Annotated in this window: 24 protein-coding genes; 19 read left to right on the top strand and 5 right to left on the bottom strand. The window is 64.2% G+C overall.

The genetic code is table 11. The features are described 5' to 3' along the window. Positions 1 to 153 precede the first annotated feature (153 nt). Positions 154 to 801, top strand: a complete 648-nt coding sequence (locus FJ942_RS00900; protein WP_181168572.1) for a GNAT family N-acetyltransferase — start codon at positions 154 to 156, stop codon at positions 799 to 801. Between the two features lie 62 nt (positions 802 to 863). Here the strand turns inward: FJ942_RS00900 and FJ942_RS00895 are convergent, their stop codons facing one another. Together FJ942_RS00895 and FJ942_RS00890 are read right to left on the bottom strand one after the other, a co-directional pair. Next, entirely contained in the window at positions 864 to 2,510 is a 1,647-nt protein-coding gene (locus tag FJ942_RS00895) for an acetolactate synthase large subunit (protein ID WP_140897076.1), read from the bottom strand. Positions 2,511 to 2,651: 141 nt separating this feature from the next. After that, positions 2,652 to 3,554 carry a LysR substrate-binding domain-containing protein gene (locus FJ942_RS00890; RefSeq protein ID WP_140897075.1) on the bottom strand — a complete coding sequence of 301 codons (903 nt, stop codon included), beginning with the start codon at positions 3,552 to 3,554 and terminating at the stop codon, positions 2,652 to 2,654. A gap of 103 nt (positions 3,555 to 3,657) precedes the next feature. Between FJ942_RS00890 and FJ942_RS00885 the strand changes: the two genes are divergently transcribed. The 3 genes from FJ942_RS00885 to FJ942_RS00875 all read left to right on the top strand — a co-directional run bounded on the left by FJ942_RS00885 (position 3,658) and on the right by FJ942_RS00875 (position 6,256). Beyond that, positions 3,658 to 4,647: a zinc-dependent alcohol dehydrogenase family protein gene (locus FJ942_RS00885; protein WP_140897074.1), complete on the top strand. Its 990-nt coding sequence runs from the start codon at positions 3,658 to 3,660 to the stop codon at positions 4,645 to 4,647. Positions 4,648 to 4,901: 254 nt separating this feature from the next. Beyond that, the gene (locus tag FJ942_RS00880; RefSeq protein ID WP_140497640.1) at positions 4,902 to 5,198 is read left to right on the top strand and encodes a zf-TFIIB domain-containing protein; all 297 of its coding nucleotides are present in this window, start codon (positions 4,902 to 4,904) and stop codon (positions 5,196 to 5,198) included. Positions 5,199 to 5,266: 68 nt separating this feature from the next. After that, the gene (locus tag FJ942_RS00875) at positions 5,267 to 6,256 is read left to right on the top strand and encodes a Tim44 domain-containing protein (protein WP_140497638.1); all 990 of its coding nucleotides are present in this window, start codon (positions 5,267 to 5,269) and stop codon (positions 6,254 to 6,256) included. Between the two features lie 299 nt (positions 6,257 to 6,555). Here FJ942_RS00875 and FJ942_RS00870 read toward each other — a convergent pair whose 3' ends face one another. Continuing rightward, positions 6,556 to 7,653 (bottom strand): lactonase family protein, encoded by a 1,098-nt coding sequence (locus tag FJ942_RS00870; RefSeq protein ID WP_140648981.1) that lies wholly within the window; start codon positions 7,651 to 7,653, stop codon positions 6,556 to 6,558. A gap of 199 nt (positions 7,654 to 7,852) precedes the next feature. Between FJ942_RS00870 and FJ942_RS00865 the strand changes: the two genes are divergently transcribed. From FJ942_RS00865 to FJ942_RS00830, 8 genes are all read left to right on the top strand, one after another. Further along, a complete protein-coding gene (locus FJ942_RS00865) occupies positions 7,853 to 8,404 on the top strand; it encodes a MaoC family dehydratase (protein WP_140623716.1) in 552 nt (183 codons plus the stop codon). 2 nt (positions 8,405 to 8,406) lie between these two features. Next, positions 8,407 to 9,567 carry a CaiB/BaiF CoA-transferase family protein gene (locus tag FJ942_RS00860; RefSeq protein ID WP_140497632.1) on the top strand — a complete coding sequence of 387 codons (1,161 nt, stop codon included), beginning with the start codon at positions 8,407 to 8,409 and terminating at the stop codon, positions 9,565 to 9,567. Positions 9,568 to 9,599: 32 nt separating this feature from the next. Continuing rightward, a complete protein-coding gene (locus tag FJ942_RS00855) occupies positions 9,600 to 10,745 on the top strand; it encodes an extracellular solute-binding protein (RefSeq protein ID WP_140897229.1) in 1,146 nt (381 codons plus the stop codon). Between the two features lie 22 nt (positions 10,746 to 10,767). After that, positions 10,768 to 11,955 carry an ABC transporter substrate-binding protein gene (locus FJ942_RS00850; protein ID WP_140562013.1) on the top strand — a complete coding sequence of 396 codons (1,188 nt, stop codon included), beginning with the start codon at positions 10,768 to 10,770 and terminating at the stop codon, positions 11,953 to 11,955. Between the two features lie 72 nt (positions 11,956 to 12,027). Continuing rightward, complete coding sequence (locus tag FJ942_RS00845; RefSeq protein WP_140897073.1) at positions 12,028 to 12,765, top strand: ATP-binding cassette domain-containing protein; 738 nt, start codon at positions 12,028 to 12,030, stop codon at positions 12,763 to 12,765. Then, a complete protein-coding gene (locus FJ942_RS00840; protein WP_140555583.1) occupies positions 12,758 to 13,498 on the top strand; it encodes an ATP-binding cassette domain-containing protein in 741 nt (246 codons plus the stop codon). The genes FJ942_RS00845 and FJ942_RS00840 overlap by 8 nt, the downstream gene beginning before the upstream one ends. Beyond that, a complete protein-coding gene (locus tag FJ942_RS00835) occupies positions 13,495 to 14,445 on the top strand; it encodes an ABC transporter permease (RefSeq protein WP_140897072.1) in 951 nt (316 codons plus the stop codon). The genes FJ942_RS00840 and FJ942_RS00835 overlap by 4 nt, the downstream gene beginning before the upstream one ends. A 1-nt stretch (position 14,446) precedes the next feature. Next, positions 14,447 to 15,415 (top strand): ABC transporter permease, encoded by a 969-nt coding sequence (locus FJ942_RS00830; RefSeq protein WP_140897071.1) that lies wholly within the window; start codon positions 14,447 to 14,449, stop codon positions 15,413 to 15,415. Positions 15,416 to 15,435: 20 nt separating this feature from the next. On the opposite strand, the gene FJ942_RS00825 is transcribed toward FJ942_RS00830, so the two are convergent. After that, the gene (locus FJ942_RS00825) at positions 15,436 to 16,272 is read right to left on the bottom strand and encodes an amidohydrolase (RefSeq protein ID WP_140818445.1); all 837 of its coding nucleotides are present in this window, start codon (positions 16,270 to 16,272) and stop codon (positions 15,436 to 15,438) included. A 62-nt stretch (positions 16,273 to 16,334) separates the two neighbouring features. Beyond that, on the bottom strand, positions 16,335 to 17,120 hold the full coding sequence (locus FJ942_RS00820) for an IclR family transcriptional regulator (protein WP_140497617.1): 786 nt from the start codon (positions 17,118 to 17,120) through the stop codon (positions 16,335 to 16,337). A 169-nt stretch (positions 17,121 to 17,289) separates the two neighbouring features. Here FJ942_RS00820 and FJ942_RS00815 point away from each other — a divergent pair, with 169 nt between their 5' ends. The 7 genes from FJ942_RS00815 (at position 17,290) to FJ942_RS00785 (ending at position 24,145) form a co-directional block, all read left to right on the top strand. Continuing rightward, positions 17,290 to 18,609, top strand: a complete 1,320-nt coding sequence (locus tag FJ942_RS00815) for a sugar ABC transporter substrate-binding protein (RefSeq protein ID WP_140655549.1) — start codon at positions 17,290 to 17,292, stop codon at positions 18,607 to 18,609. A gap of 145 nt (positions 18,610 to 18,754) precedes the next feature. Continuing rightward, the gene (locus tag FJ942_RS00810) at positions 18,755 to 19,651 is read left to right on the top strand and encodes a sugar ABC transporter permease (RefSeq protein ID WP_140514521.1); all 897 of its coding nucleotides are present in this window, start codon (positions 18,755 to 18,757) and stop codon (positions 19,649 to 19,651) included. After that, positions 19,651 to 20,517 carry a carbohydrate ABC transporter permease gene (locus FJ942_RS00805; protein ID WP_140629022.1) on the top strand — a complete coding sequence of 289 codons (867 nt, stop codon included), beginning with the start codon at positions 19,651 to 19,653 and terminating at the stop codon, positions 20,515 to 20,517. The genes FJ942_RS00810 and FJ942_RS00805 overlap by 1 nt, the downstream gene beginning before the upstream one ends. Positions 20,518 to 20,521: 4 nt before the next feature. Then, on the top strand, positions 20,522 to 21,619 hold the full coding sequence (ugpC, locus tag FJ942_RS00800) for a sn-glycerol-3-phosphate ABC transporter ATP-binding protein UgpC (protein ID WP_140555594.1): 1,098 nt from the start codon (positions 20,522 to 20,524) through the stop codon (positions 21,617 to 21,619). A gap of 4 nt (positions 21,620 to 21,623) precedes the next feature. Further along, a complete protein-coding gene (locus FJ942_RS00795; RefSeq protein ID WP_140728075.1) occupies positions 21,624 to 22,736 on the top strand; it encodes a mandelate racemase/muconate lactonizing enzyme family protein in 1,113 nt (370 codons plus the stop codon). Between the two features lie 10 nt (positions 22,737 to 22,746). Further along, positions 22,747 to 23,076, top strand: coding sequence for an L-rhamnose mutarotase (locus tag FJ942_RS00790; protein ID WP_140497605.1), 330 nt, complete (start codon positions 22,747 to 22,749; stop codon positions 23,074 to 23,076). Then, positions 23,069 to 24,145: a Gfo/Idh/MocA family oxidoreductase gene (locus tag FJ942_RS00785; protein ID WP_140514516.1), complete on the top strand. Its 1,077-nt coding sequence runs from the start codon at positions 23,069 to 23,071 to the stop codon at positions 24,143 to 24,145. The genes FJ942_RS00790 and FJ942_RS00785 overlap by 8 nt, the downstream gene beginning before the upstream one ends. The last annotated feature ends 7 nt before the right edge of the window (positions 24,146 to 24,152 follow it).

Raw genomic sequence — 24,152 nt, 5'->3', positions numbered from 1 at the left:
CCGTTCGATGGTGTATCATATCTCATATGCCATCTCTGTGAAACGCAAGGGACAGGTGGGCCAAAAATCTTGACCCACCTCGGGAGCCTCTTGGCAAGCGAGCGCAGAGTTGGCATCAGCTTCTTGCGCGCCGGTGGGGAAGGTCGAGGACAGATGTTGGTCACCGAAGGCAGATTGCCTGATGAAATCACCAATCTAACGGTCGGCTATCGGCGGGTCCCGGCCGGCAAGATCGTCAATGCGGTGACATGGATGGAAGCGCGCGCGCCGGTGCCGGGTCTCGCCCGGCCGTTGACCATGACAAGGATCACGAAACCCGACAGTGCTTCCTACCGTGCAATCTTCCTGGAGATCGGCGCTCCCTGGCTCTGGGATCGCGCTGCCGAAATGTCGGATGCCGAGATCGCCACGCATTTCGCCGATCCGCGCCAGCATCTCTATCACGGCCATGATGAAAGCGGCGCCCATGTCGGCATGGTCGAGTTCTCGGCGGCTGAGGACAACGAGATCGAGATCACCTATTTCGGCCTGTTCCCTTCCCTGACCGGCCGCGGCTTCGGCAAGCGGCTGATGGCCGGCGCGCTCGACCAGGCATGGCGTCTCCGGCCCAGCCGCATTTGGCTCCATACCAGCAGCTTCGACCATCACAGTGTCATCGGTTTCTACAGGGCCTGCGGATTTGAGCCCTTTGCGACCGGCTTCGAAATCGCCGACGATCCCAGGATCAAGGGAACACTGCCGCGTGACGCCGCGCCGCAGATTCCCCTGATCGAGACGGAATGGTCCCCCGACGCCAGATGAAAACGCCTTCGCAACCAGCCAGCCAGGCATCGCGGCATCGACGGCCTTGGCGCCGGCCGCCGTCAGGTCGCCTGCACCGCTGGCAGCCGCTCACGCAATTCGTCGACGAGCACCCTGATGTTTTCGGAATAGTCGATGGGCACGACGACGAGATGCACGCCGCCGCCGGCAAAAGCCTGTTCCAGCGCCGGCCGGAATTCGGCGATCGCGCCGACCCTGGTTCCCTTGGCGCCATAAGCCTCGGCGTATTTGACGAAATCGGGATTGCCGAAGGTCATGCCGAAATCCGGAAAGTCGTCGACCGCCTGTTTCCAGCGGATCATGCCATAGGCGTGGTCCTCGAGCAGCAGGACGACAAGATTGAGCTTGAGCCGGACGGCGGTCTCCAGTTCCTGGCTGTTCATCATGAAGCCGCCATCGCCGCAGATGGCCATGACGCGGCGCTGCGGATGGAGCAGTGCCGCCATCATCGCCGACGGCAGCCCCGCGCCCATGGTGGCCAGCGCATTGTCGAGCAGCAGCGTGTTGGCCATGCGCGTGCGGTAGTTGCGCGCGAACCAGATCTTGTACATGCCGTTGTCGAGGGCAAGGATCCCGTCGGCGGGCATCACGGCGCGCACGTCATGCACGATGCGTTGCGGCGTGAAGCGGTCTTCCGTGGCGCGCGCGGCGATGCGGCTCAGAATGCCTTCGCGCAACGGCAACAGGGCCTGCGCGTTGGGGATCTTGCCCTCGATGCGATCCGCCAGCAGCGCCAGCGAAGGGCCGAGGTCGCCGACGATCTCGGTCTGTGGGAAATAGACCTGCTCGACATCGGCGGTTTGATAGCCGACATGAATGACCTTCGGCCCGTTGACGCCCATGATGAAGGGCGGCTTCTCGACCGTGTCGTGACCGATGGTGATGATCAGGTCGGCCTGTTCGATGGCCTCGTGCACGTAGTCGCGTTCCGAAAGGGCCGCCGTTCCCATGTAGAGTTCGGTGCCGCCGGGCACGGTGCCCTTGCCCATCTGCGTGGTGAAATAGGGAATTTGGGTGCGCAGCACGAACTGGGCGACATCGGGCGTGACGCGCGGCCGCGACGCCGCGGCGCCGAACATCAGCAGCGGACGTTTGGCCTCGATGATCATGCGGGCGGCGCGGTCGAGCGCGCCCGCACCGGCCAGCGGCAGTTCGACCGGATGCGTCGGCACCAGCGGGACATCCTCACACTCAGCCGCCACAATGTCTTCCGGCAGTTCCAGATGCACGGGACCCGGCCGCTCTTCCTGCGCGACGCGGAAGGCTTCGCGCACCAGCGAGGGGATCATTTTGGGCGAGACGATCTGGCGCGACAGCTTGGTCAGCGGTTTCATCGCCGCGACGATGTCGACGATCTGGAACCGCGCCTGCCTGGACGACAGGATTCCCTTCTGGCCGGTGATCATGATCATCGGCATGGCGCCGAGCAGCGCATAGGCCGAGCCGGTCGTCAGGTTGAGCGCGCCGGGGCCGAGCGTGGTGATGCACACACCTGGCTTGCCGGTGAGCCGGCCATAGGTGGCGGCCATGAAGGCGGCCGCCTGCTCGTGACGGGTCAGGATGAGCTGGATCGAGGAGCGGCGGATGGATTCGACGATGTCGAGATTCTCCTCGCCCGGAATGCCGAATATCCGGTCGACCCCTTCGTTCTCGAGGGCCGCCACGAACAGATCCGAACCTTTGGTCATCAACCGTCTCTCCTGCAATGCGCCTGCATGCCGCCAGCTTTGCCTCATATGGCACTGGAAAGCGATGCCTCAAAGAGCCGAGGCGCCTCTCCACGGAATGTCCGCGCGATCCCAAACGAGAGTGGCCGCGAGCGCTAGCGATCAAGCCATCCGTTTCGGCAAGGCGGCCGCCAGCGCATCGACGGCCAGCCGAACTTTCAGCGGCAAATGGGGCGTCTGCAGCCAAAGGGCGTGGCAGTCATAGAGATATCGCGGCTGGTTCGGCAAGAGCTCGACCAGCGCGCCTGCCCGGATGCGCTCGCGAACCAGCCACCATGGCAACCAGGCGAGCCCCATGCCCTCGGCCGAAGCATCGGCGATGGCATCGAGATCGTCGAGCCGCAGCCGGCCGCCGGGCATGATCTCCTGTGCTGGTTGTCCTTCGCGCGGGAACAGCCAAGGCTGAACGGCTTGGCCGAGCCGGCGATATACGATGGCATGATGATTGGCGAGATCTTCGATCCGCCGTGGCTCGCCCTGAATTTTCAGGTAGGACGGCGCCGCACAGACAATCATGTCCTGGCTCGCGACGCGGCGCGCGATCACGCCTGCCCTGTCCTCCAGATCGCCGGTTCGGATGGCAAGATCGTAGCCGTCCTCGGCAAGATCGGCGAAGCGGTCGCTGAGCGACAGGTCGAGTTCCAGCATCGGATATTGCCGCGCCAGTTTCAGCAGCACGGGTGTTACGCAGTGCCGGCCGAAATGCGCCGGCATGGTGACGCGCAGCTTGCCACGCGGTTGCGAGAGCTGGTCGGCGGCGAGTTGATCGGCCGCTTCGGCCTCGGCCAGCACCAGCCGACAGCGGTCGTAATAGGCGCGTCCGAACTCGGTGAGGTTCTGCCGGCGCGTGGTGCGGTTGAGCAGGCGCATGCCGAGACGCTCCTCCAGAAAACGGACGTGCTTGCCGACCATCGGTCCGGACAGATCGAGTGCGGCCGCGGCCGCCGCGAACGAGCCGAGGTCGACCGCCCTGACGAACACGGCCATGCTCTCAAGCCGATCCATATTCGAAACTCCTGGTTTCTACTGTTCTGCTCCGAAGGCCATTTATCCGACTTCGTCTTACCGGCATAGCTCCTTTCGGTTCAGACAATTAGGAGTAGACCGAATGGCGCGCGTCGTTCGCTTTCATCGGCATGGTGGCCCCGAGGTCCTGCGGATCGAAAATGTGGACCCTCCCCAACCCGGCCCGGGCGAGGTTCAGATCCGCGTCAAGGCGCTCGGCCTCAATCGCGCCGAGGCGCTGCTGCGCGCGGGCACCTATATCGAGACGCCCACCCTGCCCTCCGGGCTTGGCCTGGAGGCCGCAGGCCTCATCGAAGCGGTCGGCGAAGCCGTGACGGGTCTGGCTCCGGGTGATGCCGTCAGCGTCATCCCGCCGCAATCGATGATCCGCTGGCCGGCTTATGGAGAGCTTGTTACCTATCCTGCCGGGCTCGTCGTCAAAAATCCGGCATCACTCGACTGGCAGACCGCGGCCGCGATGTGGATGCCGTACCTCACCGCCTATGGCGCGCTGATAGATATCGCCAGGCTGCGCAACGAGGACTTCGTCGTCATCACGGCAGCCTCGAGCAGCGTCGGGCTTGCCGCGATCCAGATCGCCAACAGCGTCGGCGCGACGGCGATCGCGGTGACACGGACCTCGACGAAGAAGCAGGCCCTGCTCGACGCCGGCGCGGCTGAAGTCGTGGTCCTGGCCGAGGAGGATCTGGAGGCGCGGCTACGCCGGATCGCCGGGCCGCGAGGCGTGCGCATCGTGTTGGAGGCGATCGGCGGCCCGATTTTCGAGCCGCTCGCGGCGGCGATGTCCCGTGGTGGCATTCTCATCGAATATGGCGGGTTGAGCTCCGAGCCGACGCCGTTTCCCTTGCCCGCCGTGCTTGGCAAGACATTGACGCTGCGCGGCTACCTCGTCCACGAGATCACCGGCGACCCGGCGAAGCTGGAAGCCGCCAAGGCGTTCATCCTCGAAGGGCTGGAGGCCGGCACGCTGAGGCCGATCATCGACAGAACCTTCCCGTTCGAGCAGATCGTCGAGGCGCATCGCTATCTCGAGTCGAACGAGCAGTTCGGCAAGATCGTGGTGACGGTCTGAGCAGGGACGCCGGGGTCGTTGGCGCAGGCGCGGTACCCAGCGCTCGAAGCGCAATGACGTCAGCGATGGGGAACAAATTCGATCCTCGCGGACAATGTCGCTCTTGAAGGCGCCGCTCTGCGTTCCTAACTCTCGCATGCGGGCCGGGCCCCTCTGACTGTCGCACCTCGCGACTGTGATGTCGGACCGCTTTAACGGGCCCGTTTCCATCCTTTCGGTCAAGCGGGCTCATCTCTTTTGGTTTGGAGCCCCATATGACATCGTCTTCCCTTCTTGGTTTGGTTTGTCCCTCCTGCCGCGTCGCGCTCGTGATGAGCGAACGCCAAGGCATCGAGATCGATTATTGCCCGCAGTGCCGTGGCGTCTGGCTTGACCGCGGCGAACTCGACAAGATCATCGAACGATCGGCCAAGGAGGCCTCGCCCGCGCCACAGCCGGCAGCGTTCTCCCAGCCCCAGCATGGCCGGGACCGCGATGACGACTATGCGCGCTCGCAGGGCCACCGCTATCCGAAACGGAAGAAATCGTTCTTCGAAGAGCTGTTCGATTGACCGCACGCCGGTAGCCGGCCCGACGTCTGTCGAGAATTTCCGAAACCCATCGATAAAGGTCCGTCCAGATGATTTCCCGCACAAGCCGATTTGCCGCCCTGTTTGCCGGACTGTTCCTGGCATTCTCCATGGTCGCGGTAGACCATGCCGAGGCCCGTCGCGGCGGCAGTTTCGGCAGCCGCGGCATGCGCACGTTCCAATCAGCGCCGCCGACCAGGACCGCTCCGGCGCCGACCGCTCCGGTCGAGCGTTCGATGACGCCCAATACCGGCGTGAACACCGCGGCCCGGCAGCCGCAGGCCGGCCCGCAGAGGCCCGGCTTCATGAGCGGCTTCGGTGGAACGATGATGCGCGGCCTGCTGATCGGCGGCCTGATCGGGCTGCTCCTGGGCCAGGGCTTCGGCGGGCTGGCGGGCATGTTCGGTTTCCTGCTGCAGGCCGTGCTGATCGGTGGCGCCATCATGCTGGCAATCAGGTTCTTCCGGTCGCAATCCGCGCGTGGCCCCGCCCCTGCGCTCGCCGGCGCCGGCAATGCCTCGCGATTTGAAAACCGCGCAGCCGGACAGAGCGATGCCAACAATGCGCGTTCTTTCGCCATTCCCGGCTTTGGCGGCGGTTCAGGCGGAGGCTCCGCGGCGGCCACCGGTTCCGATGAAATCCGGCTCGCCCAGACCGACCTCGACGCATTCCAGCAGCTGTTGAGCGATGTCCAGGAAGCGTTCGGGCGTGAGGATCATGCCGCGTTGCGCAAGACGACGACTCCCGAAATGGTGTCCTATCTCTCTGAAGAGCTGGCCGACAACGCGAAGAAGGGCCTCAGGAACGAGGTATCCGACGTCACCCTCCTGCAGGCCGACATCGCGGAAAGCTGGCGCGAGGATGACCGCGACTATGCCACGGCGGCCCTGCGTTATGAATCGCGCGACGTGATGCGCGAACGGGCCAGCGGCAAGGTCGTCGAGGGCGACGAGGATCATCCCACGGAGACGACGGAGCTGTGGACCTTCACGCGTCAGAATGGCTCGAGTTGGAAGCTCTCGGCAATCCAACAGGCCTGAGCTCCAGCGTGCGAACTCGCGTTGACAAAGGCGGCCTGACGACGGCCGGTCCGGCTGTGTCAGCAGCCTTCCATGGCCGGCAGCTCTCAAGATAGGAATTTTTTCTTGACTGGGTGAAGGCAACTATGGTAGATATTTATCTATGGTGCTGAGTTGCGCCAGGAACCCGCCGCGCAGGCGGGTTTTTTTCGTTCAATGCTCCGTCAACAGCTCCGGCGAAGGCACCCGTCAACCCGGATCGCCCGGCCTGAGCTCCGGCCCGTTTCCGTCCGAAGCTCGATGCCGATGTCGCGCACGGTTCACCGCACGATCTTGACGCACATCGGCGTGCCGATCTCGATGGCACGGCCGGTGTCGGTCAGCCCGCCGCTCTCGGCGTCGCGCGCGAAGATCGAGATGCGGTCGGCATTCTGGTTGGCCGAGAACAGGTGGCCGCCGGACGGCGTCAGCGCCAGGTTGCGCGGCGTGGCGCCCCCGCAAGGGACATGGCCGACGAGGCTCAGCGCGCCACTTTGCTGGTCGACGGCCATGATGACCACGCTGTCATGGCCTCGGTTGGAGCCGTAGAGGAAGCGGCCGTCGGGCGAGATCTGGATATCGGCGCAGTGATTGGCCTGGCGCGCCTCGGCCGGCACGGCCGGCCTGGCGTCGATGGTCGAGAGCTTGCCGCTTGCCTTGTCCAGCGCCATCGACACGATGGTCGAATCCAGCTCGTTCATGACGAAGACAAAACGGCCGTTCGGATGCAAGGCGAGATGGCGTGGACCGGCGCCCGGCGGCAAAGCGGATTCGGCCAGTTTGGTCAGATTGCCATCGTGCTCGATCCGGTAGGACACCAGCCGGTCGATGCCGAGATCGGCGACAATGGCCGTTCCGCCGGCGATGGTTTCGGTGACGCTATGGGCATGCGAGCGCTCCTGCCGGGCTGGATTCGGGCCAGTGCCCTTGTGCGAAACGCTGGCCAGAGGAGCCGACAAGGCGCCATCGCTGTCGAAGCCATAGACCGCGACTGCGCGATCCGGACCGCCCTCGCCCATGCCGTAATTGGCGACCAGCAGCTTCGTGCCATCGCGGGTGATGGTGTTATGCGCGGTGATGCTGCCGAGTGACGGCTGCTTGTTCAGGTAAGTGAGCGTGCCCGAGGCGCGGTCGAAGCCGTAGGCCGAAACCGTTCCTTCGCGCCAGGGGAAGACTTCCGAATTGGCGTAGAGGCGCGAACCGTCCGGCGTCACCGAAAGGAAGGTCGGATTGTCGATGTCACTGGTCTCGGCCAGCTTTCGTGTTTCCAGCGTCTCCTCGTCGAAGCTGTAGACGCCGAGGCCGACGCCGCGTGCGCCCTGAAAATAGGGCGCCTCCCGGTTCAGGCTGCCGACAAAGACCAGACAGGCATCGCGCATGTTTTCCTCCCTGTTCCGCCGGGCTCGAGCGCAGCGGAAACAGCCAAAATTTCGCCCGTCCTCGCTTGCAACGCAACCCCATATGTGAAAATAGTATTTACAAAAGAAGATTGACGGGAGGAGACGTCGTGCAATCTGGCGCCTTGACGCGTGTTCCGAAACTTGTGCCGTGCCTTGCGCAGTGCCAGCGGAGCCAGCGATGAACGACTTCGCACCGACCGTCGGCGTCGCCTCGACGCATCCGGCCAACATGCCCGCGGAACATGCCGCCTTGCCGGTTTGGAACGCCGAGAACTGGTTCTACGAGGACTGGCCGGTCGGCCAGAAGATCCGCTCGTTGCGCCGCACCATGGCCGAAGGGGACAGCCACCTGTTCAACACGCTGGTGCTCGACATCCATCCTTACGTGCAGGACCAGATGTTTGCCGAGACAGAGGGCATTTTCGGCAAGCGGCTGGTGGCGGGCGCCTTCGTCTTCTCGGCTGGCCTGGGGCTCGTCGCAACCAACTGCGTCAACGCGTTTTCCTATGGCTACGACAAGCTCCGCTTCATAAAGCCCGTCTTCATCGGCGAGACGATCTATTCGATCCGGTCCAACCTCGACAAGACGCCGCGCTACAAGGACATGGGGCTGATCCGCGCCAGCTACCAGGTGTTCAAGGGCGAAGGCGAACTCGTTCTCTATTGCGAGCATCTGCAGACGGTGAAGTACCGCAACCCTGCCGATTTCCTCGGCAAGACGGAGAAGTAGAAATGCCGGCAGCAGCCGAATTGCCGCTTGCCGGTCTCGTCGTCGTCGACATGAGCCAGTTCCTGTCCGGGCCCTACTGCTCGCTCAGGCTGCTGGATCTCGGCGCCCGCGTCATCAAGATCGAGCGTCCGGACGGCGGCGACCTGTCGCGCCGGCTCTATCTCAGCGACACCGAGATCGGCGGTGATTCCACCATCTTCCATGCCATCAACCGGGCCAAGGAAAGCCTCGCCATCGACCTGAAGGACGAGGCGGATCTCAAGGCGCTGCGCGGCCTGCTGGCGAAGGCCGACGTGCTGATCCAGAATTTCAGGCCGGGTGTCATCGAACGGCTCGGCCTCGACTACGAGGCGGTCCGCAAGATCAACCCGCGCCTGGTCTATGCCTCGATCAGCGGCTATGGCGAGGACGGCCCATGGGTCAAGCGGCCCGGCCAGGACCTCCTGGCGCAGGCGCGCTCCGGGGTGATGTGGCTGAACGGCGACGAGGACCAGGGGCCGGTGCCGTTCGGGCTTGCTATCGGCGACATGCTGGCGGGCGCGGCATGCGCGCAAGGCATACTGGCCGCCCTTGTGCGGCGCGGCATCACCGGCCAGGGCAGCCATATCGAAACCAGCCTGCTGGAAGCGCTGGTCGACTTCCAGTTCGAGGTACTGACCACGCATCTCAATGACGGCCGCCGTTTGCCGCGCCGCTCCAGCTTCCGCAGCGCGCATGCCTATCTGTCGGCACCTTACGGCGTCTATCCCGCCAAGGACGGCTATCTCGCCATCGCCATGACGCCAATCCCGAAACTCGCCGACCTGCTGTCGCTGGAGGAACTGGCGCCCTACCGCGACAAGCCGGCATCCTGGTTCACCGCGCGCGACGACATCAAGGCGATCGTCGCGCAGCGGATCGCGACCAGGACGGTCGACGAGTGGCTTGATGTTCTCGAACCCGCCGACATCTGGTGCGCCAAGGTGCTGACCTGGCCGGAAATGCTGGCAAGCGGGGGCTTCCAGTCGCTCGACATGCTGCAGACGGTGACGCGCGAGGACGATGTCTCGATCCTTACCACCAGTTCGCCGCTCAGGGTCGACGGCATCAGGGCCAAGGTCGACCGGGCAGCACCGCGCATCGGCGAGCATAGCGCCGCGATCCGCGAGGAGTTCGGCCTGTGACCACGCGCTTCCTAAAGCCCACGCTCAGGGGCATGACCTGGAACCATCCGCGCGGCTATGATCCGATGGTCGCCTGCTCGTCGCTGTGGAAGCAGAAAACCGGCATTGCCGTCGAATGGGACAAGCGTTCGCTGCAGGACTTCGAGTCCTTCCCGGTCGAGGAACTGGCGCGCGCCTATGATCTGATCGTCATCGACCATCCGCATGTCGGCCAGATCACCGCCGAACGCTGCCTGGAGCCGCTCGATGTCGCCGGCCGCGAGGCGGAGCGCGCGGCACTTTCCTCCGGCAGCGTCGGCCAGTCCTATCCGAGTTACACATGGCAGGGACGGCAGTGGGCGTTTCCCATCGATGCCGCGACGCAGGTCCAGGCATGGCGGCCCGATGCGCTTGGCGCACCGCCATCGCGATGGAGCGAAGTGCTCGATCTCGCCCGGCAGGCACGCGTGCTGCTGCCGTTGCGGCCACCGCATTCGATGATGGTGTTCTTCACGCTCGCAGGCAATCTCGGGCATGCTTGCGCGACCGACCCATCCAACGATCTCATCGACGGCGAGGCCGGCAGCGAAGTCTTCGAGACAATGCGCGAGATTGCCGCGCTGGTCGACCCGGCCTGCTTCGAGATGGATCCGATCGCCGTTTTGGAGCGGATGGCGCAGGCCGGATCCCCGATCGTCTGCGCACCGCTGATCTACGGCTATGTTTCCTACGCGATGGCCGGGTTTCGCCCACATCGCCTGGCATTTGGCGACATCCCTGTTGTCGGATCCAGCGGCCCGATTGGCACGGCGCTTGGCGGCACAGGCATAGCGGTGTCGGCCTTCTCGAAGGCGAAAGAGGCGGCAACCGATTTCGCCTACTGGCTCGCCAGCGGCGAGGTCCAGCGTGGCCCCTATGCCGCGGCCGGCGGACAGCCCGGCCATGCCGCGGCCTGGGAGGATCAGGCCGTCAATGCGGCGACCGGCAATTTCTATCGCGATACGCGCGCGACCCTGGAGGGCGCATGGGTGCGGCCTCGCCATGATGGTTACATGGCGTTCCAGCAGGCCGCGTCCGACCGCGTCAATTCCGGCATGACCTCAGGGCATCGTTCCAGCCAGGTCATTGCCGATCTCAATCGCCTGTTTCGGCAGAGCGCCCCGGCGCAGGCGACCGGCACTGCCGGTGGAGGAGCCTGAAAAAATTGAACGGAGGAGACAAATGAAAAGCCTGATCCGCGGCCTTGTGGCCGCAACCGCCTTCGCCTCACTCGCAACGACAGCTTTTGCCGAAGACGTACAAGGCGTCATCAGCGGGCTGCCCGATGAACTCAAGGCGCAATATGACGGCGCGCCGCAGACGGTGCTGCCATCGGCCTGGGACAATTTCAACCCGCCGTCCAAGCCATGGAAATGGTGCCATTCGGAATCCTACCAGGGCAACCCCTGGCGGGTCACCGTCACCAAGGAGCTGAAGCGCCTGGTCGACGGGCTGATCGCCGACGGCACCGTCTCCAGCTTCGAAGTGTCGGATTCCAACAACGACGCCAGCCAGCAGATCAACCAGATCCGCGCCTTCATCGACAAGAAGTGCTCGATCATCACCTCGATCCCGGGCTCGGCAACAGCGCTCGATGACGCCATCGATGCGGCCGCCAAGGCAGGCATCCCGTTCATCACCGCCGCCGGTTCGGTGACCAGCCCGAACGCGATCAATGTCGATTCCAACTATGCGCGCTGGGGCTACGACATGATGACGGCGATCGGCAAGGCCAAGCCTGATGGCGCCAGCATCCTGCTGGTCGAGGGCATCGCCGGCCACCCGATCGTGGTTCAGGAGCGCCAGGGCGCCGACAAGGCGCTGGCGGAAAACCCCAAGCTGAAGATCTCGCGCACGGTCAACGGCAATTGGACGGCCAATGTCACCAAGACGGTGGTGCTGCAGGCGATCGCCACCAACCCGGCGCCGATCGATGCGGTGTGGACGACAGGCAGCGAAAGCCGCGTCGTCGCGGAGGCGTTCGCCGAAGCCGGCCGGCCGGCGCCGCTGATCACCGGTTCGATCACCGGCGATGCCCTGGGCTACTGGAAGGCCAATCCCGACAAGTACCGCTTCGAGGGCCATGCCGTGCTGCCGCACTGGACCGCCGAAACGCTGTTTCGCGTCGGCGAACGCATGCTCGACGGCCAGAAGCCGAAGCTGAACACGCTGCTCATTCCGATTCCGCCGGTCCACAATGCCGATCTCGGCGCCTGGTACAAGGACTGCATGACGACGGATGCCGTATCGATCTTCCCGGTGCCGCCCAAGGATCCGATGCCGGAAGAATGGCTCGACGCCTATTTCTCCAACCCGGCGCCGACCAAGGGATGGGACTATTCGAAGGTGCCAGACGCCTGCGCGAAGTGACGCCTGGGCCAGATAAGACCTCGACAAGCCGGCTCCTTTCGGAGGGCCGGCTTGCCAGCTTCGAAACGCGACATGCTTGAAATCAGAAACATATCCAAACGCTATGGCGAGACGGTCGCGCTTGCGGACGCCTCGATCGCGTTCCGGGCAGGAACCATCCACACCATCCTGGGCGAGAATGGTTCGGGCAAGAGCACCATGGTCAAGCTGCTGTCCGGCATCGTTCAGCCCGACAGCGGCACGGTCCTGCTGCAAGGCAGGCCGTTTTCGGGCGGAACCCCCTCGGCTTTCCAGGCGCAAGGCTTCGCCACGGTCTTCCAGGAAGTGCTGATCGCGCCGGACCGCAGCGTGACCGACAATATCCTGCTTGGCCTCGACGGCCTGGTCCGGCGCGCGGTTCCCCGCAACGAGCGGCGCGACAGGGCAGCCGCCGCCCTCAAACGTTTCGCCGTCACCAACGTTCCGCTCGACATGCCCGCCGGGCAGTTGCCGCTCGCAGCACAGCAACTCGTCGTTCTTGCTCGTGCGGTCGTGCGCGATCCAAAGATCCTGATCCTCGACGAAGTGACCGCAGCACTCGACTTCGCCGACCGCGAGTCCGTTTTTTCGCTGATGCGCACGCTTCCCGGCGAAGGCTGCCTGATCCTGTTCATCACCCACCGCATGGATGAGGTGACGTCGCTTTCGGATCGCATCTCGATCCTGCGCGGCGGCAGCGTGGTGCGCACCGAGGAGCGCGGCGCTTCGACGCCGGCGGAGCTTCTCAAGGCGATGGCGCCACGCACCGCCGCGGAGCTGGCGCATGGCTGATCGCGCCGCCCTCACTATCCGCGACCTCGTCATCGCGCCGGGCGCAAGCCCGATCATGCAGGCGATCGCCGCCGGCGAGATCGTTGGGCTCGCCGGCCTGGATGGCCATGGCCAGGAGCTTTTCCTCGAGATGCTTGCCGGCCTTGTCGCGCCGCTTGGCGGTTCGGTCATCCTTGATCTGCCCGGCGCATCCCGCGCCATCACCGGCTTCCGCAAGGCCGTATCGAGCGGCATCGCCTATCTTCCGCGCGGGCGTGCCAAAGGCATTTTCCCGACGCAGTCGGTGCTCGACAATTTCGCCGTCTCGACGCTGTCTCGCGATACCCGCCTCGGCCTGATCAGCCCGGCGGCGCGCAAGGCGCGCTACGAGGCCTATCGCGAAAGGCTGTCGATATCAGCGCCTCGGCCCGACGCGCCGATCACCACCCTGTCCGGCGGCAACCAGCAGAAGGTGCTGTTGGCGCGGGCCCTGGCGCTGGACCCCGCAATGTTGCTTCTCAACGACCCGACGCGCGGCGTCGACGTGGCGACCCGGCATGTTCTCTACGACGTCTTTCGCGGGCTGGCTTCCGACGGCATGGGGCTCGTCATCCTGTCCAGCGAGATCGAGGAGATCCTTCTTCTCTGCCATCGCGTGCTGGTGTTCCGCGAAAATGAAGTCGCGGCGGAAATCGCCGGCCAGGCGATGACCACCGGGAACGTGATCGCAGCCATGTTCGGACGCGCAGCATGAGACCCTTTGCACGCATCCTGTCCCTCGGGCGAAGCGTCGGCTTCGCCGTCGTGCTGCTGATCGTCCTGCTGGCGATCAATCTGATGCTGAGCCCGGCACGGTTCCAGCCGGGCTCCTGGGGTGCGCTGGTTGGTCTGGCGGCGCCGCTGATCGGTGCGGCCATCGCCTCGACGCCGGTGATCCTCGCCGGGCGCGGCGGCATCGATATTTCGGTCGGGCCGCTGATGGGCTTCGTCAACGCCATCGTGATCCAGGTGCTTTTCCTGCGCGCCGGAATATCCTCGCCGCTGGCGCTTGTTCCGGCGGCGCTGCTCATCGGTGCGCTGGTCGGGGCGGCGAACGGTTTCCTGGCGACCATCGTGCGCATCCAGCCGATCGTGGCCACGCTCGGCACCTATCTGATCCTGACGGGGGTGACGCTGACCATCCTGCCGGCGCCGATCGGCCCGGCGCCGGCCTGGCTGAAATCCCTGGCAGGCCCGTTCTCGCTTCTGCCGCTGGCCTCGATGTTCCTTTTCTGGTGGCTGGTGCGGCGCAGCCCCTATTACGACCAGCTGATGGCGGTCGGCAGCGACGATCGCGCCGCCTATACAGCCGGCGTCGACGTCACGCTCGTGCGCTTCATCGCCTACGTCATGACCGGCATCCTTGGCGGCTGCGCCGGGCTGATGCTGACTGCGCTGATCGGGTCGGCCGATCCCAATATCGGCCCGACCTACACGCTGATCGCCATTGCGGCTGTCGCTCTTGGCGGTGTCAGTCTTGCCGGCGGCCGTGGTGGCGTCGCGGGTGCTGCGATCGGCGCTGTCGACATCTTCCTGCTGCAGAGCGTGCTGACGACGTTCAACGTCTCGACCTTCGTGCTGCAGATCGCCTACGGCGCCATACTGGTGCTGGCGGTGATGCTGACCGCGCTGCAGGAACGCCTTGCCATGGGGAGGCGCTGACATGGCTGGCCGAAATCTATTCGCGACAACCAATGCCCGTGTCGTCGGCGCCTTCTGTGTTGCCGCCCTTCTGCATCTTGCCGGCATCATCCTCATTCCGGGCTACTCCAGCCCGTTTGCGGTGCGCGCCATGCTGGTGCTTGCCTCGCTGCTCGCCGTCGCCTCGATCGGGCAGACGCTGGTCGTCATCATGGGCGGCATCGACCTGTCGATCCCCTTCGTCATCGGCTTTGCCAATGTCGTGGCCGCGCAACTCTACGGCGATGGCTGGAATTTTGTCCTCGTCTGCGGCCTCGTCGGCGTGCTGGCGATCCTTATCGGTGGCCTGAACGGGCTGATCGCGCGCAGCCTCGACATCCAGCCGCTTATCGTCACGCTCGGCATCGGCATGGTCGTGCAAGGGCTGGTGCTTTTGTGGACCGCGGGCTTTCCTTCAGGCTCCGCACCGCAGGCGGTTTCGAGCTTCGTGTCTATCGGCGGATCGGCCGGACCGCTGCCGGTTCCATGGCTGGTGCCCTGTCTCGTCGTGCTGGCGGCGCTCGTCGTCCTGGTGCTGGAGCGGACGCCCTATGGACGCCGGCTTTACGCACTCGGCAGCAATCCGGGTGCCGCGCCTCTGGCGCTGATCGATCCCGTCCGTATGTGGATGATCACCTATGCGGCAAGCGCCTTCTTCGCCGCGGTGGCGGGCGTTCTGCTGCTCGGCTTCACCGGCTCAGCCTATGGCGACGTCGGGCAGCCCTACCTGTTCCAGACCATCGCGGCCGTGGTCGTCGGCGGCGCCGCGCTGGTCGGCGGCCGCGGCAGCTATCTCGGCACGATCGCCGGCGTGCTGGTGCTGACCGAGATCAACACACTGCTGATCGGGCTCGGTTTCCAGCTCTCGGCGGTGCAGGCAGCACTCGGCTTCATCATCGTGCTGCTGGTTTCGCTCTACGGCCGCGAACGGCACGTTTCGGCGACGATCTGAAGAACCCCAAGCGGAGCCGGTTAAAGCCGCCAGAGCTTGCGGGCGTTCGCCGACAAGAGCTTGTCGCGTTCCGCAACACTGCAACCCGCAAGCAACGCATGGGTCGCCGCCACCCAGGTCGACAGACCGCCGCCTAGCGTGCAGACAGGCCAGTCGCTGCCCCAGACGACGCGGTCCCAGCCGAACGAACCGATCGTGTGTTCGACATAGGGCCGCAGCGTCTCGACCGTCCAACTGCCGGGATCGGCATAGGCGACGACGCCGGAAATCTTGGCCACGACGTTCGGACGTCGCGCGATTTCGCTCATGTGTTCGCGCCACGGGTGCTCGCCATTGCCCTTGATGTCGGGGACGCCGCAATGGTCGAGCACGAACTGGACGTCGGGCGCCAGATCGGCGAGCGCGATCGCCTTGGGAATCTGGTGCGGCAGCACGACGAGATCGAAGGTGAGCCCGGTGCCGCCGAGCCGCCGGATGCTGTCCCGGAATAGCGCGCCTTCCGAGAGTTCATCGGGCATGACGTGGAGGACGCGGCGAAAACCCTTGACGAACGGCTTTGCTCGCTGGCGCTCGAGATAGGCCGCAAAATTGGCCTCTTCCGGACGGCAGGCGGCGATCGCCCCGGCCAGCATGCTGCCGGCCTGTCTCGACAGGCCTTCGACACGTTCGGTCTCGGCCTCGATATCGGCAGGGTCGACATCGACCTCCATATGCAGCACACGCTCGACGCCGACACGTTGAGCTTCCACGCCGTACTCCTCATAGGAGAAGTCGCGGTTGAGAGCGGGCACGCCGGCAAGCCACGGGTAGCGCAAGGCCGAGCGGTCGACGAGGTGCAGGTGGGTGTCGATGATCATGGCAGGGCTCCTCCCGTATCTTTCACATCATCTCACGGAGGAATTCTTCATTCAAATAAGAATTACGCCGATGAACCGACGGCCGACCCGGCCAGACGCGACAGCTTTTCACATGTGGCCAGCAGCAGTTCGATGGTGCGGGTCATGTCCGGCGCGGACGGTGCGTTGACGACGGTGATGTAAGGAATCGAAAGCGCCGCGATCGCCTTGCCGTCGGAGCCGCGCACCGGTGCCGACAGATTGTAGACGCCGGCAGTCTGCATCGAGGCCATCATCTCATATCCCCGTTCCCTGATCTGGTCGAGACGGGCAAAGAACTCGGGCGGCTGCGCCGTATTGTCGGTGCTGCGGACATGTTCGGAGATCATCATCTGGCGCTCCTCCTGCGAACGGAAAGCGAGCAGCACATGTCCCGAACCGGTGTCGAACAGGCTGATGTGGGCGCCGACCCGGATCGAGATGCCCCAGTAGTTCGGCGCCTCCTGCTGGCCGATGACCACGGCGGAACCGCGATCAAAAACAACGAGTTGGTTGGCCTGCTGCGACGTCTCCGCCAGCTCCCGCATCAACGGCGTCGCATAGGAAACCAGCCGCCGCACCGGCGCGTGCAGTTGCGCCAGGCCGAACAGCTTGAGCGTCAGTGAATAGCGGTCACCGTCGAGCCGCGTGACATAACCGCGTCGCACCAGCCGGTCCAGCATGCGGTAGAACTCGTTGGGGCTGCGGTCGAGCTTCTTGGCGATTTCCGCCTGCGTCAGGCCGCCGTCGACGCCGGCCAGCAGTTCCAGGATGTCGAGCCCCTTGTCGAGCGCAGGCGCGCGATACCGCTCGTCTTCGCTGTCATCCATGGGCGTTCCCTCCAGTGAAATCGATTCTTCATATACGCAGGAACGCCGCCGACGGAAACAAATTTCGCCTTGACGTTTCTATGAATGTTTTGTTTGTATATGAATGTAGCGCTTCTTGTCATCAGACGAGTTGCGGTCGCCGCCAAGGCGCACCCCAGGGAGGATACCAATGAACAGACTGCTTTCCGGCGTGTGCGCCGGCGCTTTGTTGCTCGCGTCAGGCGCAGGCGCAGCCCTTGCCGGCGACCTGCCCGGCAAGTTCGAAGGCGTTACCGTCGACGTGAAGCTGATCGGCGGCCAGCAATATGAAAAGCTCTACGAGCGCATCCCCGAATGGGAGAAGGCGACCGGCGCCAAGGTCAACATCCTGACCAAGAAGAACGGCTTCGACATCGACAAGGAGTTGAAGTCCGACATCGCCTCGGGCAGCACCAACTGGTGCGTCGGCTGGAACCATTCCTCCTTCGCGCCGCAGTATACCGGCCTCTATACCGACCTCAGCAAATTGCTGCCCAAGGAAGAGATCGACGCCTTCGTGCCATCGACGATTAAGGCGGCGACCATAGATGGCAAGCTGGAGATGCTGCCGCGCGCGCAGTTCGACGTCTCTGCCCTCTACTACCAGAAGAGCCTCTACGAGAACGCCGACAACAAGGCCAAGTTCAAGGCGAAATACGGCTATGATCTGGTGCCGCCGGACACCTGGAAAGAGGTCACCGACCAGGCCGAGTTCTTCGCCAACCCGCCCAATTTCTACGGCACGCAGTTCGCCGGCAAGGAAGAGGCGATCAACGGCCGCTTCTACGAGATGGTGGTGGCCGAGGGCGGCGAGTATCTCGACAAGGACGGCAAGCCAGTCTTCAACTCCGAAGCCGGCGTGCGTGCGCTCGACTGGTTCGTCAACCTCTACAAGGCCAAGGCCGTGCCGGCCGGAACCACCAATTATCTCTGGGACGATCTCGGCCAGGGTTTTGCCTCCGGCACCGTCGCCATCAACTTGGACTGGCCGGGCTGGGCCGGCTTCTTCAACGATCCGAAGTCGTCGAAGGTCGCCGGCAATGTCGGCGTCAAGGTCGCGCCGAAAGGCTCGTCCGGCAAGCGCACCGGCTGGTCCGGTTTCCATGGCTTCTCGGTGACCGAGAACTGCCCGAACAAGGAGGCCGCGGCATCGCTGGTGTGGTGGCTGACCAACGAGGACAGCCAGAAGCTGGAAGCCGCCGCGGGCCCGCTGCCGACCCGCACCGCGGTCTGGGACTGGGACCTGAAGCAGGCCGAAAACGATCCTTACAAGAAGGAGGTCCTCTCCGCCTTCCAGGAAGAAGCCAAGCACGCCTTCGCGGTGCCGCAGACGCCTGAATGGATCGAGATCTCGAACGCCGTCTATCCCGAATTGCAGGCGGCGATCCTCGGCGACAAGACGTCCAAGCAGGCGCTCGACGAAGCCGCCGCCAAGGCGACGCAAATCCTCGAAGACGCCGGCAAGCTGTAGAACCGCTCCCAAGGCCGCCTCCCCCATCAGTCATGGGGGAGGCGCTCGCGTCTTAAGGCGCGCACTGCCTCGGGTGTTCCACGATGACGATGCCTGCCCCGCCCGGCTCGACAGGCGGCAATCGAATGCAACTCACAGGGTCCCAATGAAGGGCTTCAAGCCATCCGCGCCATTCCTGCTGCTGCTTCCGGCGATGATCGTGCTGGCGGCGGTCGTCGTGGTGCCGTTGCTTTTGTCGCTCTATTCCAGCTTCACGCCGTTCCGCCTGACCAAGCCCGAAACGTTCTTCGTCTTTGTCGGCTTCCGCAATTATCTCTCGATCCTGGCGAACGCCGATTTCTGGTGGGCGTTCGGCCGCACGGTTCTGTTGCTGACCATCGCGCTCAATCTCGAAATGCTGCTGGGCCTCGGCCTCGCCATGCTGGTCGAAAAGGCGACGCGCGGCCAGCGCATCCTGCGCACGCTGATGATGTTTCCGATGATGTTCTCGCCGATCCTCGTCGGCTTCCAGTTCAAGTTCATGTTCAACGACAATATCGGCCTGGTGAACAACGCCCTGCAATCGCTCGGCATCACCAGGGATGCCATTGCATGGCTGATCGAAGGCCATCTCGCCTTCATCGCCATCTCGATCGCCGAGATCTGGTCGTCGACGGCGATCTTCGCCATCCTGATCCTCGCCGGGCTGCTCGCCATGCCCAAGGAGCCAATCGAGGCGGCGCGCGTCGACGGCTGCACGCCGTGGCAGACATTCCGTTATGTGACCTGGCCGTTCGTCATGCCTTTCGCCTACATCGCCATGACCATCCGTTCGCTCGACGTCGCGCGCGCCTATGACATCGTCAAGATCATGACCGATGGCGGGCCGGCGGGCCGCACCGAGCTTTTGTGGACGCTGGTGGCGCGCACCGCCTACAGCGACGGGCGCATGGGCATGGCCAACGCCATGGCCTATTTCTCGATCCTGCTGTCGATCGCCTTCACCGTCTATTTCTTCAACAAGCTCGCCGCGGCGCGCACGCAGATCGGTGCGGAGTGGTGATGGACGAGAATTCTTCCGCCCGCCTCAAGCGCCGGCTGCTGGGCATCGCCTATCTCATCGGCCTGTTCCTGGCGATGCTGACCATCTGCCTGCCCGGCCTGTGGATCGTGCTTTCGTCGCTGCGGCCGACGGTGGAGATCATGGCCAAGCCGCCGGTGTGGATCCCGCAGCAGATCTCGTTCGACGCCTATGTCGCGATGTTCTCAGGCATCGGCAAGGGCGGCATCCCGGTCATAGAGTATTTCCGCAACTCGCTGATCATCTCGGTGACCTCGACGATGATCGCAGTGGCCATCGGCATGGCCGGCGGCTATGCCTTCGCGCGCTACCGTTTCCGCGGCAAGTCGGGCGTCTTCCTCGGCCTGATGCTGACGCGCACGGTGCCGGGTATCGCGCTCTCGCTGCCGCTGTTCTTCCTTTATGTCAGGCTCGGCATCATCGACACGCATTTCGGACTGATCCTGGCCTATGTCGCGCTCAACGTGCCGTTCACCATCTGGCTGATCGACGGCTTCTTCCGCCAGGTGCCGAAGGACCTCGCGGAAGCCGCCCAGATCGACGGCTGCACCCGCTGGCAGGCCTTCTGGCAGGTCGAGTTCCCGCTTGCCGGGCCCGGCATCGCCTCCGCCGCGATCTTTGCTTTCCTGACCTGCTGGAACGAGTTCGCGCTGGCCTCGCAGCTGACCCGCTCGGTCAGCGCCAAGACGCTGCCGGTCGGCCTGCTCGACTACACGGCCGAATTCACCATCGACTGGCGCGGCATGTGCGCGCTCGCCGTGGTGATGATCATCCCGGCGCTCACCCTCACCTACATCGTCCAGAAACACCTTGTCGGCGGCTTGACCTCCGGCGCGGTGAAAGGCTGATCCCATGGCAACGGTTTCCCTCCAAAAGCTGACCAAGCGCTACGGCAATGTCGGGATCGTGCACGGCATCGACCTCGACATCGCGGACCGCGAATTCATCGCGCTGGTCGGCCCCTCCGGCTGCGGCAAGTCGACGACGCTCAGGATGATCGCAGGGCTGGAAGAGATCAGCGCCGGCTCGATCGAGATCGGCGGCCGCGTCGTCAACGATTTGCCGCCGCGTTCGCGCAACATCTCGATGGTGTTCCAGTCCTACGCGCTTTATCCCCACATGACGGTGCGCGAGAACCTCGGCTTCTCCCTGAAGATTGCCGGGGCCGCCAAGGAGGATATGGAGCGCCGCGTCGCCGAAGCCTCGGCCATCCTCGGCCTCGACACGCTGCTCGACCGTCGCCCGTCGCAACTTTCCGGCGGCCAGCGCCAGCGCGTCGCCATGGGCCGCGCCATCGTACGCGATCCCGACGTGTTCCTGTTCGACGAGCCGCTTTCAAATCTCGACGCCAAACTGCGCACGCAGATGCGGACCGAAATCAAGAAGCTGCACGCCAAGGTGCGGTCGACGGTGATCTATGTCACCCATGACCAGGTCGAGGCGATGACGCTTGCCGACCGCATCGTCATCATGCGCGACGGCCATATCGAACAGGTCGGCACCCCAGACGAGGTGTTCCGACGGCCGGCGACGCGGTTCGTCGCGGGCTTCATCGGCTCGCCGCCGATGAATTTGCACGAGGCGACGATCGATGACGGCCAGCTGGTTTTCGCCAGCGGCGAAAAGCTGCCGCTGCCTAGCCAATTCAAAGCCAATGTCGCCAGGGGTAACAAGGTGGTGTTCGGGTTGCGGCCCGACGACATCTACCCGACCGGCCATGGTATCAGTTCCGGTGGTGCGGCCGACGTCCACCAGATCGAATTGCCGATCACGGTCACCGAACCACTCGGCAACGAGACGCTGGTGTTCGTCGAGTTCAATGGCGCAGACTGGGTTTCGCGCATGCTGAACCCAAGAGCTTTGAGATCGGGCGAGCGGGTGGCCATGAGCCTCGACCTGTCGCAGGCGCATCTGTTTGCCGCCGACACCGGAAAGTCATTGCGGAGCTGACGACATGGCCAAGATCGAGAAGATAGAACTGCGGATGGTGGACCTTGTGCCCAAGGTCAAGCGCACGGACGCGATCCAGAGTTTCGTCAGCCAGGAAACGCCTCTCGTCACGATCACCGATTCCGACGGCGCCGTCGGCACCGGCTACAGCTACACGATCGGCACCGGCGGCTCGTCCGTGATGCGGCTCTTGTCCGACCATCTGGCGCCGCGCCTGATCGGCCGCGACCCCGACATGATCGAGGCGATCTGGCACGATCTCGAATTCGCCACGCACGCCACCACGATCGGCGCGATCACGGCCATCGCGATCGCGGCGATCGACACCGCGCTTTGGGACCTGCGGGCGAAGAAGCAGGGCCTGCCTCTGTGGAAGCTGGCGGGCGGCGCCAAGGACCGCTGCCCGCTCTACACGACGGAGGGCGGCTGGCTGCACATCGAGACGCAGGCGCTGGTCGATGACGCGCTGGCAGCGAAGGCCAAGGGATTTCGCGGCTCGAAGGTGAAGATCGGCAAACCGCACGGATCGGAAGATCTGGCGCGGCTGGCGGCGGTGCGCAAGGCGGTGGGCGACGGCTACGAGATCATGACCGACGCCAATCAGGGATTCTCCGTCGACGAAGCGATCCGCCGCGCAGCGAGGCTGCGTGAACTCGATCTCGCCTGGATCGAGGAGCCGCTGCCGGCCGACGACATCGATGGCCATGTCAGGCTGTCGAATTCGACGCAGACGCCGATTGCCATCGGCGAGTCGCTCTATTCCATCAGGCATTTCCGCGAATACATGCAGAAAGGCGCCTCTTCGATCGTGCAAGTCGATGTCGGTCGCATTGGCGGTATCACGCCCTGGCTAAAGGTGGCGCATGCGGCGGAGGCCTTCGACATCCCGGTCTGTCCGCATTTCCTGATGGAATTGCATGTCAGCCTCACCTGCGCTGTTCAGAACGGCCGGTATGTCGAGTACATTCCGCAGCTTGACCAGTTGACCGGCAAGCGCATGCGCATCGAGGATGGGCACGCTCTGGCACCCGAGGAGCCCGGCATCGGCATCGATTGGGACTGGGACGCGGTCAAGGCCATGAGCATCGCCGAATTCACCACGGCGATCACGAAATAGGGGAACGAACATGCAGCGGATGGGAATGGTTCTGGGACTGAAGCCGGAAAAGGTCGAGGAATATGTGCGCCTCCATGCCGCCGTCTGGCCCGACGTGCTGACCATGATCTCGGCTTGCAACATCGAGAACTATTCGATCTACCTGAAGCGGCCGGAGAACCTGCTGTTTGCCTATTTCGAATACCACGGCACCGACTATGCCGCCGACATGGCCAAGATGGCGGCAGACCCGAAAACACAGGAATGGTGGGCCCTCTGCATGCCTTGCCAGGAGCCGCTGGCGACCCGCAAGGAGGGCGAATGGTGGGCTTCGATGGACGAGGTCTTCCATCATGACTGAAGGCGGTTTCGACCCTGCCTCACTCATCCAGTCCTGGCCTAAGCCTACAAAGCCCCGGCCGATCGTCACCTTTGGCGCAGGTTCGATTGTCGGCGATGCCCATTTTCCCGCCTACCGGAAGGCCGAGTTTCCGGTTGCCGGCCTCTATGATCCGGACCAGGCCAAGGCGCGGACGTTGGCCGAGAAATGGGGTGTCACCGCATTCCGCTCCGTGGAAGAAGCCGCCGGAATCAACGATGCGATCTTCGATCTCGCGACACCGCCCGGTCGGCATGCCGAGATCCTGAAGGCGCTTCCCGAGGGGGCGGTCGCACTGATCCAGAAGCCGATGGGCAACTATCTCGGCGAGGCAACCGAAATCCTCGAAATCTGCCGCGCCAGGAAGCTCAAGGCTGCGGTGAATTTCCAATTGCGTTTCGCGCCGATGATGCTGGCGCTCAAGGACGCCATCGCCAAGGGATGGCTCGGCGAGGTCGTCGACTTCGATGCCTGGCTGGCGCTGGCGACACCTTGGGAACTGTGGGAATTCCTGCTCAAGGCGCCGCGCGTCGAGATCGCGATGCATTCGATCCACTATCTCGACCTCGTCAGGCAATTGCTGGGCGAACCCAAAGGGGTGCACGCCAAGACGCTCGGCCACCCCAACCATACCGTGGCTCAGACGCGCACCAGCGCCATCCTCGACTATGGCGACACCGTGCGCTGCGCGCTGTCGATCAACCATGACCACAAGTTCGGGCGCCGGCACCAGGCCTGCGAATTCCGCATCGGCGGCACCGAGGGCGCGGCCTATCTCAAACTCGGCCTCAACCTCGACTATCCCCGCGGCGAACCGGACATCCTGGAAATATACCCGAAAGGCGGGACGGATTGGATTGCCGTGCCACTCGCAGGCGAATGGTTCCCCGATGCCTTTGTCGGGCGTATGGCCAATGTCCAGCGTTTTGCTTGCGGAGAAGACGACGAGCTGGTCAGCTCGGTCGAGGACGCCTGGAGCACGATGGCGCTGGTGGAAGCCGCCTATAAATCGAGCGCGGCGCCGGCGACGCCGCTGGCCGAAAAGCCGTAAGGCAGGA

It is taken from the genome of Mesorhizobium sp. B2-4-2 (assembly GCF_006442845.1).
GTDB lineage: Bacteria > Pseudomonadota > Alphaproteobacteria > Rhizobiales > Rhizobiaceae > Mesorhizobium.
Note: the sequence above shows the minus strand (reverse complement) of the source record. Positions and strands in the feature narration are given on the sequence as shown.